Below are 13,024 nucleotides of genomic sequence, written 5' to 3'. Positions count from 1 at the left end.
TTAAAATTCATACCAAACCTTAGGAATAATCTTGTAAAAGCTAGATTAAGGCAATGCTATAGGTTCTTGAAAAAGCATCATTGGGCTTAAGATGGCGAATGCCTAATTTTTCGGTGAGCTCTTGGTTATGGCTTACCGTATCGGCTATTCCGCACCAGGGTTCTATGCAAAGGAAACCGGCATTCTTTTCTTTGGTCCATACCCCAACCCATTCGAAACCCGTAAAATCCAAACTTACCCCCTTACCCGTTGTCTTGTTTCTGAGCACCAGCTTTTCCACGTCCTTGGTTTCAAAAATCAAAGCGTCCTTCTCGAAAAGGGGATAAGAAAGTTCCTTTTTACCATGATTCAAGGACAGCATACTTTTGTCATTGGCGATTAGACCCTGCTCCAAAACCAAGAGAGGGATGGAATCGAGTTCTGGTTTCCCAAAGTCTAATTCATAGTCCACGAAATTTTCTGAGCTTGGATGTAAGGGGCAATTGAACCCAGGGTGGGCACCGATACTGAACCAAAGATCCTGAGAACTTGAGGGGTTTTCCACGGTATAAGTAACCTTTAAGGAATTACCTTCCAAATCATAGCCTATCTTAAGTCGGAAATCAAAGGGATATACGGCAAGGGTGGCTTCGCTGGATGAAAGCTCAAAAAGTGCCTTTTGTTTGTACTGTTCAACCAACGAGAAAACACTATCCCTGGCAAAACCATGCTGGGACATGGAATAGCTTTTTCCCTGATATGCATAGGTGTTGCTTTTTAAACGCCCTACAATGGGGAAAAGGACAGGTGCATGCCTATTCCATACGGCAGGGGATGCCTGCCACAAATATTCCAATCCGCTTTTTTTGAAACTTGACAGCTCCGCCCCTTTAAGTTGGATGGTAGCTTGGGTTCCGTTGTCTTCTAGGGTTATACTTTCCATTTCTGAATATATTTAACAATCGAGAAATGGGCAAGCGCATACCTCCAAAAGAGACGTTTTGGGCATTATTTTTTTTAGACAAGCATGACCTTATTTCAAGACTTTTTCTCGCTTTAGACCTCTGTCTATCCAAGTAGTCCCTTCCGGAACGTCGGCATTGACAATGCTACCTGCACCAATCGTTGACCATGCTCCAATTTTTACCCTGGGCAAAATAATGGTGTTTGCCCCTACCATAGCCCCTTCGCCTACGGTAATTCCCCCGCACAGAGTGGCTTGCGGAGCAATGTGGACAAAGTCACCTATGGTACAATCATGGTCTATGGAAGCTCCTGTGTTTACAATCACCTGTCTTCCAATAGTACAATTGACTTTCACGATTGCACCCTCCATTACCACACAACCTTCTTCCAAATTAGCCCTTTTGCTAAAAATGGCAGATTCATGGATGATGGTCGCGTATTTTGCCCTATCTGCATAGCGAAGAGTCAATCGCCTTCTCACCCTATTGTCTCCGATGGCGATAAATAATTGGTGATCAAACACAAAATCATCGGGGACTTTTCCCAACACCGGATAGCCTAAAACCTCTTTGATAAAAAGGTTGTCGTCAAATACCCCGTGAATTTTCTCATACCTGTCTATGAGGTCAATTACAACCCTTCCCTGATCTGAGGCACCGTAGATATACATATGCTAAAAATGTTTATTAATGATTCAAAGTAAATACTATTTTCACTTTATACAATTATTACCCAAAAATGTTTTGGATACTACAATTATACCCGTATTAACTAACAGCAATTTTAATAATATGAAAATATTTTATTGATTTTGAAATTAATTTTTTCGCCTTTGAAAAACGAAAATCTGGGTTTAAATAATTTTTTTAGTGTTTAAAAATAATTCTAAGATTTCTTAAAATTCTTTCTATATCCTCTTGGTTCATGTTTGAACCACTGGGCAAACAGAGCCCATTTTCAAAGAGAGAATCAGAAATACCGTTTCCCACATAAGGGAAAGAGCAAAAAACAGGTTGAAGATGCATGGGCTTCCAGAGAGGGCGGCTTTCGATGTTTTCGGTGGCCAACTCCAGCCTTATATTTTCCCTACTTATTCCACCCGTTTGATTTGGGTTAACCAATATGGTGCTCAACCAACGGTTGGAAATGAAACCCTGCGGTTCCTCCAACCATGATATTCCCTTTACCCCTCGGAAAAATTCCCTGTAAATTCCGAAGATTTCCCTTCGTCTATCTACTCGGTCACGAAGTACCTGCATCTGGCCCCTTCCTATGCCCGCACAGATATTGCTCAGCCTGTAGTTATATCCCAAAGTGGTATGTTCATAATGCGGGGCATCTTCTCTGGCCTGGGTAGAAAGAAACCGAGCCCTCTCCACATATTTCCTGTTTTGACTTACTAGGGCTCCACCCCCACTGGTGGTGATAATCTTGTTCCCATTAAAAGAATAGATGCCTATATCCCCAAATGTTCCGCATTGCTTTTGGTCAATAGAGGATCCCAGGGCTTCTGCGGCATCTTCTATCACTGGAATGCCGAATTTCTTGGCAATGCCATTGATTTGCTCCATCTTGGCGGGCATCCCGTACAAGTCTACCGGGATAATTGCTTTGGGTAACTGACCTTCTTTCCGCAAGTCAAGGTGGGGGTATTTGGTGGCAATTGTTCCATCTATACAAGACTGAATTGCAATCAACAAAGCATCTGGACACATGTTCCAGGTTTCTTCCTCCGAGTCCACAAAAACGGGTATGGCACCCATATACCTGATGGGGTTCGCAGAGGCCGAAAAAGTGAAACTCTGGCAAATAACAAAGTCTCCTGGTTGAACATCCAGCATGGCTAGTGCCAAATGGATTGCTCCTGTTCCGGAAGTAAGTGCAGCCGCATGACCGCAATGGGTATAATGGACAATATCTTCCTCAAACCCATTCACGTTTGGGCCTAAAGGAGCTACCCAGTTGCTTTCAAATGCCTGGTCTACAAACTTTTTTTCGTTGTCACCCATATGTGGAGAAGAAAGCCAAATCTTTTTATCGGTAATTTCTTCCCCCTTAGGGTGCGTTTTTTTTAAGTCTGCAATCTTTTTCATCTAGGCAATTTTTAGGCTAATATAACTATTAGGAAGCATTTTAGGTATTTCGCAAACCAATATTTAAGGATTTTGTCATATTATGTAAATAAGTTGTTATTAACATCATTTTCTTAGTTTAACTTTTCTTCTTAATTGAGGAAAACAAAGGAATTTTACCGTCTGGCTGAATAAGGTATGATATATTTGAAAAAATAACTTTATTGCCAATATGGAAAGAAGAGATGCATTGAGAACCATGGCTTTGAGTGTATGGGGGTTGGTATTACTTCCAGGATGTGAGCCAGGCACCCAGGATGGAGAAGCGGAAAAACCCCACAAGCTATTGGATTTGGATCAAATACAAGGGCAAAACCTCGAGTCCATTGTGGATACTTTTTTACCTGAAACCGACACCAAGGGAGCAGTTGAGTTGCAAGTGCACCATTTTATTAATCGATTGATAGCAAATTGCTACAGTGAGCAGGATGTGAGTGAATTCGTGGGCTACTTGAATATGGTAGAAGACATGTCCAGAAAAGAAAAAGAAAACAGTTTTCATACCTTGTCCCGGACAAACAGAGAGCAGATTTTGACTCTTATGGATGATAAGAATCAGCCGGAACAGCAAAGGGCCTATCAGGAATTGAAAGAATATTGCATTCTGGGATATACCACCTCCGAATATTACCTGACCAATTTCACCAATTATGAAATGGCACCAGGAGGATATCAAGGATGCGTTCCGGTACAAGCCGGGACATAGTGAATGAAGTAAACCTATTAGACTAAATAAGTAAGAAGAGAATGGCACACTTAGGGATTAAGGGCAGAAAGGAAGTAACGTACGATGCCATCGTGATCGGTTCTGGTATCAGTGGTGGCTGGGCAGCCAAGGAACTTTGCGAAAAGGGGCTCAAGACATTGGTGTTGGAAAGGGGCCGGGACGTAAAGCATATCCAAGACTACCCCACTGCCAACAAACACCCATGGGAGTTTGAGTTCGGAGGTAAGATACCCTATGACAAACAACAGGAATACGGCCATAGGGGCCCCAGGATGCATGAGAGTACGGCTCACTTTTTTGTTAAGGAAAAAGAACAAGAAACAATAGAGGAGAAACCTTTCCGATGGACAAGGGGCTATCAAGTAGGAGGTAAATCGCTTCTTTGGGCAAGGCAAACCCAGCGCTGGTCGGAATTTGACTTTGAGGGACCTTCCCGGGACGGGTTTGCAGTGGATTGGCCCATAAGGTATAAAGACATTGCGCCCTGGTACAGCCACGTGGAGAAGTTTTCCGGAATTTCGGGAAACAGGGACGGTGTACCCCAGTTACCCGATGGGGAGTTTTTGCCTCCTATAGAGTTGAGTTGCGTGGAAAAACATTTTCAACAGGTGCTGAAAAACAACTATTCTGATCGGCAGCTTATTCAGGGGAGATGTGCCCATATTACTGAGCAAAAAGGAATATACGAGGAACAAGGAAGGCAGAAGTGCCTGCACAGAAGTCTATGCAACAGGGGCTGCCCACTTGGTGGGTATTTTAGCAGCAATGCCTCCACACTTCCTTGGGCTGAAAAGACGGGTAACCTGAGCCTGAGGCCCCATGCAGTGGTACATAGCATCATCTTTGACGAAGAGAAAGGAAAGGCAACCGGAGTGAGGGTCATAGATGCCCAATCCAGTGAAACGGTAGAATATTATGCAAATGTTATTTTCTTGAATGCTTCAGCACTCAACTCCAATCTCATTCTATTGAATTCCACCTCCTCCCGTTTTCCAAATGGATTGGGAAACGACAGTGGTACTCTTGGAAAGTATATCATTTGGCACAATTTCCGTGGAAGGGTTTCGGCACGAAGTGAGGAATTCAAAGATGTGATGAGCAAGGGAAAAAATCCCAGTCACAGCTATATTCCACGATTCCGAAATGTACATAAGCAAGAAACAGATTTTTTGAGGGGATATGCAGTCGGTTTTGGGTCTTCTTCCCGAAGCACTCAGTTTAGTAGGGAGGGAGTAGGAGCCAGTTTGAAGGCCAATCTGGTAGACAGAAAGCTAGGCCCTTGGTGGGTGAGCTCTTGGATGATGGGTGAGGTGGTGCCTATTGAGGAAAACCACGTGAGGATACACCCTGACAAAACCGATAAGTATGGTATCCCCCAATTGGTTCTCTCATGTGATTGGACGGAAAATGATGACAAGATGGTAAAGGACTACGAGGAACAGCTTTCGGAAATGTTTGAAAAGGCAGGGTTTCAAGACATACAGGCTTCAGACAGCCATTCACCCCCAGGTTCGGATATCCACGAAATGGGTGGGGTTCGAATGGGAAAGGACCCCGGTTCCTCTATGTTAAACGAATGGAACCAGTTGCATGCCTGCAAAAACGTTTATGTGACAGACGGTGCTTGCATGACCTCCTCAGGCACACAAAATCCCTCGCTTACTTATATGGCCCTTACTGCCAGGGCAGTCAACCACGCTGTAGAGACACTAAAAAAAGGCGAAATTTAGGATCGGAAATAGAGTTTGTTCATATGTGCGATGTGGCTGATGCTTATTCCTTGTGGGCATTCCACTTCGCAGGCTCCGGTATTACTACAGGATCCAAAACCCATTTTGTCCATGGCCTGAACCATGCGCTTGGTACGGGAGTTCCGCTCCAGTTGTCCCTGTGGGAGTTTGCTGAGATGGCTGATTTTTGCGGCGGTAAAAAGGGCGACGCTGGCATTCTTACAACTAGCCACACAGGCTCCACAACCTATGCAGGAGGCAGCGTCAAAGGCTTCCTCTACCTGTTCAGAACCAATAAGAATAGTGTTGGCTTCCGGTGCCTGACCGGTTTCCACACTGATGAAACCACCCTCCGCAATAATACTGTCCAAGGCAGAGCGATCCACTTTTAGATCCTTTTTGACAGGAAAAGCTGCAGCCCTAAAGGGCTCTATTGTTATGGTCTTTTCCTCTGAAAAAGACCTCATATGCAACTGGCAAGTGGAAGTTTGATCCAAGGGGCCATGGGCCCGGCCATTAATTACTACTCCACATTGCCCACAGATTCCCTCCCGACAATCATGGTCAAAGGCAACCGGGGGATCACCCTTCAGGATTAGCTCCTCATTGAGCGTGTCGAGCATTTCCAGAAAAGACATGTCCGGGGAAATGTCTTTTACCGAATACTTCTGGAAGGCCCCCTTAGCATCGGGGTTTGGCTGTCTCCAAATTTTCAGTTCGAATTTCATCTGTTTATAATTGTTTTTTTAAGGCCAGATGGAATGCCCTAGATAATCATCCCCCTGTGTGAGAATTTTTTTTCATGGGCATTTCATATGTTTATAATTGTCTTTTCAGCGGTCATATAGCTTCCCCCTGCCTGCCCCGAACTTGCTTCGGGGAACTCGATTCGGGGGAATCTCGCAGTCTATAATCATCCTAGTGTGTGACGTGCTCGTCATGCCCTGACTGCCGTCAGGACAGGCTCGATTTCATTTATTTGTAACTTCTTTCTGATGGTGTGACAAATTCAAAATTAAGAGCCTCTTTTACCAGGGAAGGCCTTTCTTTATCGTATTTCCAGCAGGACACGAACCTGAATTGTTTATCGTCCCTTAATGCTTCACCATCGGCAGTTTGGTATTCCTCTCTAAAGTGAGCACCGCAGGATTCCTCCCTGCTGAGCGCATCTATGCACATTTGCCTTCCGATCTCCAGGTAATCGGCCACCCTTCCCGCTTTTTCCAATTCATCGTTCATTTCATTTTGCTTACCCGGAACTTTTACGTCCCTATAAAATAGGGCCATTAGCTCGTCAATTTCCTGAATGGCTTTTGAAAGCTCTTCTGCTGACCTGCTCAGTCCACATTTATCATAGAGGATTTTTCCGAGTTGCCTGTGGAAATCGTCCACCGTTCGCTTGCCCCGTATGTCCAATAGTTGCTGAAGGGAGTTTCTGATTTTCTCCTCGGCGGCATCGAATTCAGGTGATTCCACAACAGGCAGCTTTTTATCGTCCATGGATGCCAGGTATTGGGGAAGTGTATTGGGGAGTATGTAATAACCGTCCACGCAAGCTTGCAACAAAGAATTGGCTCCCAGCCTATTGGCGCCGTGGTCGGAAAAGTTGGCCTCTCCTATGGCAAATAGTCCGGGAATGTTGGTGCCTAGTTCATAATCCACCCAAAGCCCACCCATCGAAAAGTGCGCCGCAGGCGATATCAACATGGGTTCTTCATAAGCATTCACATCGGTGATTTTTTTGTACATATCAAAAAGGTTCCCGTATTTCCTTTTGATAACTTCTAGCCCTTGGACTGCTATGGCATCCTTGAAATCAAGGTAAACGGCATTTTTCATTTTCCCCACTCCATATCCCGCATCGATTCTTTCTTTCGCCGCCCTGGAGGAAATATCCCTAGGTGCCAGGTTTCCAAAAGAAGGATATCTCCTCTCCAGGTAGTAGTCCCTTTCTTCTTCTGGAATGTCCTTTGCCTGCCTGGTTTCATTTTTTTGTTTAGGAACCCAAATTCTGCCATCGTTTCTTAAGGACTCCGACATCAGGGTGAGTTTGGATTGGTGAGTGCCCGACTGTGGCAGACAAGTGGGGTGTATTTGTGTCCAACTGGGACATGCAGTAAGTGCCCCCCTTTTGTGAGCTCTCCAAATGGCAGTCCCGTTACAACCCATAGCCAAAGTGGACAAATAATAGATTTTACCAAAACCCCCTGTAGCCAGCACCACCGCATGTGCGGCAAACCTGCTGATCATCCCAGTATCCAAATTCCGTACGATAATGCCCTTGGCGCTGCCATCCTCTACCACTAGGTCGAGCATTTCGTGTCTGCTGTAGCTTTTGATTTTTCCTAGGCCTACCTGCCTCATCATGGCTTGGTAGGCTCCCAGCAGTAATTGTTGTCCGGTTTGCCCTCTGGCATAAAAGGTCCTGCTCACCTGTACACCCCCGAAAGACCTATTGGCCAGGTAACCACTATATTCTCTAGCAAAGGGAACCCCTTGGGCCACAGCTTGGTCAATAAGGTGTGCGGAACATTCCGCAAGCCTATAAACATTAGCCTCCCTCGACCTGAAATCACCACCTTTTAATGTGTCATAAAACATTCTGAACACACTGTCGCCATCGTTTTGGTAATTTTTCATGGCATTCACACCACCCTGTGCTGCTACAGAATGTGCTCTTCTTGGACTATCTTGGAAACAGAATGTGCTGACTTTATACCCTTGTTCTGCTAAGGATGCCGCAGCGGATGCCCCTGCCAAGCCAGTGCCTACCACGATGATGTGGTAGTTCTTTCTATTCGAAGGGCTTACCAACCGGGAATTGTTTTTGAAATGACTCCATTTATTCTCCAATGGGCCAAGAGGCACTTTAGGATCTAGGGAGGTAAAAGTGTCAATGGTGAAAGGACGGTCCGGCATAGTTAGATAATAAAATTTTTGCTTGGTAAGTTTGGTACGAATTGCCAGTTGGGAAGGTTTAATTTGTAATGTTATTAAATTATTGGAAGACAATCAAGTCCTTGTAGCAAGGGTTTCGGATCTTTCATTGTAACATTAGTCACTTTATCTCTATGACTTTGGACTTACTTTTGTGTTAATTCCCAAAGGGAAATTTATTGTAACCTGTAGAAAATTAACCTTATCTAGACATGAATAAGTATTATATAGAACAATTTGAGGATAAAGGACTTGCCCATTTCTCCTATGCGATTTTGGTAGGTGAAAGGGTGTATGTAATTGATCCGGGTAGAGATCCCAAACCCTATTTGAACTTTGCGAAAAAAAATAAAGCAGTACTGGAAGGGATAGTAGAAACGCATCCCCATGCAGATTTTATCAGTTCCCACTTGGAGTTGCACCAAAAGACCGGAGCTACCATTTATGTAAGTGAAAAGGTAGGTGCAGATTATCCTCATCAGGTATTTGATGATGGGGATGAAATCGATCTTGGAGAAGAGGTGAGGCTAAAGGCCATATATACCCCAGGCCACAGTCCGGACAGCATAAGCATCTTGCTCGAGGAAATGGGAAAACAAAAAGCGGTTTTCACCGGGGATACCTTATTTATAGGGGATGTGGGAAGACCGGATTTGCGTGAGAATGCTGGTAACCAAAAAGCCAAAAGGAGGGAACTGGCAGAGATGATGTATGATAGTACCAGGAATAAGCTGATGAAACTGGCAGATGAAGTATTGGTATACCCTGCTCATGGAGCCGGCTCGCTTTGTGGTAAGGGCATGAGTGAAGCGAATTCCAGCAGCATAGGTGCCGAAAAGGCAGGCAACTATGCCCTGCAGCAAATGAGCAAGGCCGAGTTCGTGGACTTGCTACTGAAAGACCAGCCGTTTATCCCTAAATACTTCCCCTATGACGTGGACCTCAACAAGCAGGGGGCTCCTGCCTATGAAGAAAGTATCTCAGCCGTGAATTTTATAAAAAAGAACCATGTCCCTGAAAAGGGTGCTGTAATAGTGGATACTAGGCCCTCTGATAAGTTCAAGAGCTCCCACCTGCCCGGGGCAATCAACATCATGGATGGGGACAAGTTTGAAACTTGGCTGGGAAGTATTGTAGACCCTTCGGAAGCCTATTATTTGATAGCAGAGGATGAGGATGCTCTTCAGAAAATGATAAAAAAAGCTGCAAAGATTGGCTATGAACTGAATATCAAAGCAGCATTTGTCTTTGACCTGGATGATGGAGAAGGATTTGATGAGTTTGACAAAAATAAGTTTGAATCAAATAAGGAAGCCTTTACCATTTTAGATGTCAGGAACTCCCCAGAAGTAAAAGACAGTAAGGTGTTTGAAGCTGCCATTAATATACCCCTTCCCGAGCTGAGAGAACGGGCAAAGGAATTGCCGAGGGATAAGCCCATAGCGGTCCATTGTGCCGGGGGGTACCGATCTGCTGCAGGAAGTAGTATAGTCAAAGCCAAGCTAGAAGGTGTTCAGGTCTTGGACATGAGTGAAGCTGTCAATGATTTTTAAGAACCCCGATTTCAACAGTAGTTATGAATGGACTTCACCTTTTTTTGGTGAAGTCCCCCTTTTCCTGTTGGCCGCCTTATTTTCAATATGGCATAGGGAACAATTGTAAGAAAGATCGCATTATTGAATTATGATTGAGAAATACTTTCAGATTTTTGTGGATGGCTATTATGGTTATTTCACCTATTTGTTGGATGAAATCATGTATCCTTCATGGGGTAATTACTTTTGGTGGCTGGTAGGCCTATCGCTTGGGGTGTGGTTGTTGGAACTGGTATTCCCCTGGAGAAAGTCTCAACCCCTAATTCGAAAGGATTTTTGGCTTGACGGGTTTTATATGTTTTTCAACTTTTTCCTTTTTTCGTTGATTGCTTACAATGCTATTTCCAATGTGGCAGTGGAGGCCTTCAATGACTTCTTAGGGCTGTTTGGAGTCACAAACCTTGTGGCAATAGAGGTAGCAAGCCTGCCCACTTGGTCACAACTGTTGATCCTTTTTGTTCTGGCGGACTTTATCCAATGGAACGTGCATCGTTTTTTGCACAGGATTCCTGCTTTGTGGGAATTTCACAAGTTGCATCATTCGGTGGAACAAATGGGATTTGCGGCTCATTTGCGGTTTCACTGGATGGAAACCATTGTATATAAGACTGCACAATACATACCCTTGGCCATGATAGGGTTTGGGTTGGAGGAATTTTTTCTAGTGCATATTTTTGCTACTGCCATAGGGCACCTTAATCATGCCAATATAAGGGTGACCTACGGGCCATTAAAGTATGTGCTCAATAATCCGGTAATGCATACCTGGCATCATGCCAAACAACTTCCTAAAGGGTCCTCTGGTGTCAATTATGGGATTACCTTGAGTTTATGGGACTACCTATTCCGTACTGCATACATTCCTAATGATGGGCGGGATGAGCCCCTAGGTTTTGATGGGATGGAGAAATATCCCAAAACCTTTTGGCAACAGATAAGCTATCCATTCTGGAAAAACAAAGGGGATTGACCCAGTCAAAAAAAACCTGCCTAAAGACAACCTCATAATGTCGTAAAAGTGGAGGATAATGTGACTTTCATTACAGAATTTGGGCATTCCTTACCCCTATCTTTGGGTTATTATCAAAATAATTAATCAAAGATGTGGAACTGGTTTAGAATTAAAGGAAAAAAATACACTGACTTATCCTCACTGGACTTTGTCCGTAGCTCTTCCCACAAAGGTGCTGTATTAATGGATGTACGTACCTTGGGAGAATACCGATCGGGACATTTAAAGGGAGCAAAACATGTAGATTTCTTTGACGCAACCTTTAGGGCACACTTGGACAAACTACCTAGAGATAAGACCTATTATGTGTATTGCAGAAGTGGCAACCGAAGTGCCAAAGCCTGTAAGTTGATGAGTGAAATGGGGTTTGACAAAGTGAACAATTTGTCAGGCGGGGTAATGGGTCTTGTGTGATAAAAGTCCTATAGAACCCTCTATTTAATCACTAGTTTTGAGTAAATAAATTAAAAATTTAAAAAATTTCGAAAAGATGATAGTAGAACAAATATATACGGGATGTTTGGCACAAGGAGCCTATTATATAGAGTCAGATGGAGAGGCGGCCATCATTGACCCATTGAGGGAAGTGCAGCCCTACATTGAGAAAGCAGAAAGAAACGGTGCAAAGATCAAGTATATTTTCGAAACGCATTTCCATGCCGACTTTGTTTCTGGCCACAAGGACTTGGCTGCAAAGACAGGAGCAACCATCGTTTTTGGGCCTACCTCCATGGAGCTGGGCTTCAAAGCTGAAATTGCCCAGGATGGACAGGTGTTTAAGTTGGGGAACGTAAGCATGGAGGTAATTCATACTCCAGGACATACCATGGAAAGCACGGTTTATTTGCTTAGGGATGAAAATGGAAAAGAACAGGCTCTATTTACCGGAGACACCCTCTTTATTGGGGATGTGGGCAGGCCTGACTTAGCGCAAAAAGTGATTGCGGATCTCACCCAGGATAAATTGGCGGGTCATTTATATGATTCGCTTAGAAATAAAATTATGCCCTTGGCTGATGATCTTATCGTATATCCTGCCCATGGTGCTGGAAGTGCCTGTGGCAAAAACATGAGCAAAGAGACCTCCGATACCTTAGGCAACCAGAAAAAGACCAATTATGCGCTCCAGGAAATGAGTAAGGAGCAGTTTATAAAGGAGGTAACACAGGGACTCACTCCCCCTCCTTCCTACTTCCCCCAAAATGTGATGATGAATATCCAAGGCTATGACAGTATTGATGAGGTGCTGGATAGGGGGCAAAGGGCACTTACTCCCGAAGAGTTTGAGGTAGCCGCCAATGAGACAGGAGCCATTGTCCTGGATACCAGGAAAGCGAAGGAATTTGCCAAGGGCTTTATCCCAAATTCGATCAATATTGGTATAGATGGCAGCTTTGCCGTCTGGGTGGGTACGCTTATTCCGGATGTGAAGCAGGAAATTTTGGTAGTTGCTGAAGCGGGAAGAGAGGAAGAAATCATCACCCGGCTTGCAAGGGTAGGCTATGACAGGGCATTGGGTTATCTGAAGGGAGGCTTTGAAAGCTGGAAAAGTGCAGGCAAGGAAATTGACACCATCACCTCTATACCTGTGGAAGAGCTGTTTGCCAAAAAGTCTCGGGAAAAGCTTCAACTGCTAGATGTTAGAAAGGCCAGTGAGCACCAAAGTGAGCATGTACTTGGTTCCGAAAACGTGCCCTTGGATTACATCAACCAAAACATGGCACAACTGGATAAGGAAAAGCCGTACTACGTGCACTGCGCAGGGGGGTATAGGTCTATGATTTTTGCCTCTATCCTGAAGGCTAGGGGGTATGACAATCTTATAGACATTGAAGGAGGATTTGATGCGATTAAGGCTTCAGGAAAGTTTGAGGTAAGTGACTACATATGTCCTTCTACGCTTCTTTAAGGGGTGAACTTATAGGTTGATGTAAATGGTAAAGTGG

At 44.3% G+C, this 13,024-nt stretch carries 11 protein-coding genes; 6 read left to right on the top strand and 5 right to left on the bottom strand.

Going from position 1 to position 13,024, the window contains the following annotated elements:
- Positions 1 to 40 precede the first annotated feature (40 nt).
- From DB520_RS23070 to DB520_RS23060, 3 genes are all read right to left on the bottom strand, one after another.
- On the bottom strand, positions 41 to 922 hold the full coding sequence (locus DB520_RS23070) for an aldose 1-epimerase family protein (RefSeq protein ID WP_114752146.1): 882 nt from the start codon (positions 920 to 922) through the stop codon (positions 41 to 43).
- 90 nt (positions 923 to 1,012) lie between these two features.
- On the bottom strand, positions 1,013 to 1,615 hold the full coding sequence (locus tag DB520_RS23065; protein ID WP_114752145.1) for an acetyltransferase: 603 nt from the start codon (positions 1,613 to 1,615) through the stop codon (positions 1,013 to 1,015).
- Between the two features lie 196 nt (positions 1,616 to 1,811).
- Positions 1,812 to 3,038 carry a DegT/DnrJ/EryC1/StrS family aminotransferase gene (locus DB520_RS23060; RefSeq protein ID WP_114752144.1) on the bottom strand — a complete coding sequence of 409 codons (1,227 nt, stop codon included), beginning with the start codon at positions 3,036 to 3,038 and terminating at the stop codon, positions 1,812 to 1,814.
- Positions 3,039 to 3,249: 211 nt separating this feature from the next.
- Here DB520_RS23060 and DB520_RS23055 point away from each other — a divergent pair, with 211 nt between their 5' ends.
- Positions 3,250 to 3,783, top strand: coding sequence for a gluconate 2-dehydrogenase subunit 3 family protein (locus tag DB520_RS23055; protein ID WP_114752143.1), 534 nt, complete (start codon positions 3,250 to 3,252; stop codon positions 3,781 to 3,783).
- Between the two features lie 41 nt (positions 3,784 to 3,824).
- Positions 3,825 to 5,534 (top strand): GMC oxidoreductase, encoded by a 1,710-nt coding sequence (locus DB520_RS23050; RefSeq protein ID WP_114752142.1) that lies wholly within the window; start codon positions 3,825 to 3,827, stop codon positions 5,532 to 5,534.
- Here DB520_RS23050 and DB520_RS23045 read toward each other — a convergent pair.
- Together DB520_RS23045 and DB520_RS23040 are read right to left on the bottom strand one after the other, a co-directional pair.
- Complete coding sequence (locus tag DB520_RS23045; RefSeq protein WP_114752141.1) at positions 5,531 to 6,262, bottom strand: succinate dehydrogenase/fumarate reductase iron-sulfur subunit; 732 nt, start codon at positions 6,260 to 6,262, stop codon at positions 5,531 to 5,533. The genes DB520_RS23050 and DB520_RS23045 overlap by 4 nt on opposite strands.
- Before the next feature lie 247 nt (positions 6,263 to 6,509).
- Positions 6,510 to 8,453, bottom strand: a complete 1,944-nt coding sequence (locus tag DB520_RS23040) for a fumarate reductase/succinate dehydrogenase flavoprotein subunit (protein WP_114752140.1) — start codon at positions 8,451 to 8,453, stop codon at positions 6,510 to 6,512.
- A gap of 230 nt (positions 8,454 to 8,683) precedes the next feature.
- Between DB520_RS23040 and DB520_RS23035 the strand changes: the two genes are divergently transcribed.
- The 4 genes from DB520_RS23035 (at position 8,684) to DB520_RS23020 (ending at position 12,987) form a co-directional block, all read left to right on the top strand.
- Entirely contained in the window at positions 8,684 to 10,024 is a 1,341-nt protein-coding gene (locus DB520_RS23035) for an MBL fold metallo-hydrolase (protein WP_114752139.1), read from the top strand.
- Positions 10,025 to 10,157: 133 nt separating this feature from the next.
- Complete coding sequence (locus DB520_RS23030; protein ID WP_114752239.1) at positions 10,158 to 11,036, top strand: sterol desaturase family protein; 879 nt, start codon at positions 10,158 to 10,160, stop codon at positions 11,034 to 11,036.
- Positions 11,037 to 11,168: 132 nt separating this feature from the next.
- Entirely contained in the window at positions 11,169 to 11,492 is a 324-nt protein-coding gene (locus DB520_RS23025; protein WP_114752138.1) for a rhodanese-like domain-containing protein, read from the top strand.
- Between the two features lie 76 nt (positions 11,493 to 11,568).
- Entirely contained in the window at positions 11,569 to 12,987 is a 1,419-nt protein-coding gene (locus DB520_RS23020; RefSeq protein WP_114752137.1) for an MBL fold metallo-hydrolase, read from the top strand.
- Positions 12,988 to 13,024 lie beyond the last annotated feature (37 nt).

The organism is Pleomorphovibrio marinus, from assembly GCF_003347495.1.
GTDB lineage: Bacteria > Bacteroidota > Bacteroidia > Cytophagales > Cyclobacteriaceae > Pleomorphovibrio > Pleomorphovibrio marinus.
This window is presented reverse-complemented; position numbering and strand designations above follow the sequence as displayed.

What these genes read in the sequence shown, in the direction of transcription:
- DB520_RS23070 (WP_114752146.1), bottom strand. Translation starts at nt 922, where the DNA reads ATGGAAAGTATAACCCTAGAAGACAACGGAACCCAAGCTACCATCCAA.
- DB520_RS23065 (WP_114752145.1), bottom strand. Translation starts at nt 1,615, where the DNA reads ATGTATATCTACGGTGCCTCAGATCAGGGAAGGGTTGTAATTGACCTC.
- DB520_RS23060 (WP_114752144.1), bottom strand. Translation starts at nt 3,038, where the DNA reads ATGAAAAAGATTGCAGACTTAAAAAAAACGCACCCTAAGGGGGAAGAA.
- DB520_RS23055 (WP_114752143.1), top strand. Translation starts at nt 3,250, where the DNA reads ATGGAAAGAAGAGATGCATTGAGAACCATGGCTTTGAGTGTATGGGGG.
- DB520_RS23050 (WP_114752142.1), top strand. Translation starts at nt 3,825, where the DNA reads ATGGCACACTTAGGGATTAAGGGCAGAAAGGAAGTAACGTACGATGCC.
- DB520_RS23045 (WP_114752141.1), bottom strand. Translation starts at nt 6,262, where the DNA reads ATGAAATTCGAACTGAAAATTTGGAGACAGCCAAACCCCGATGCTAAG.
- DB520_RS23040 (WP_114752140.1), bottom strand. Translation starts at nt 8,453, where the DNA reads ATGCCGGACCGTCCTTTCACCATTGACACTTTTACCTCCCTAGATCCT.
- DB520_RS23035 (WP_114752139.1), top strand. Translation starts at nt 8,684, where the DNA reads ATGAATAAGTATTATATAGAACAATTTGAGGATAAAGGACTTGCCCAT.
- DB520_RS23025 (WP_114752138.1), top strand. Translation starts at nt 11,169, where the DNA reads ATGTGGAACTGGTTTAGAATTAAAGGAAAAAAATACACTGACTTATCC.
- DB520_RS23020 (WP_114752137.1), top strand. Translation starts at nt 11,569, where the DNA reads ATGATAGTAGAACAAATATATACGGGATGTTTGGCACAAGGAGCCTAT.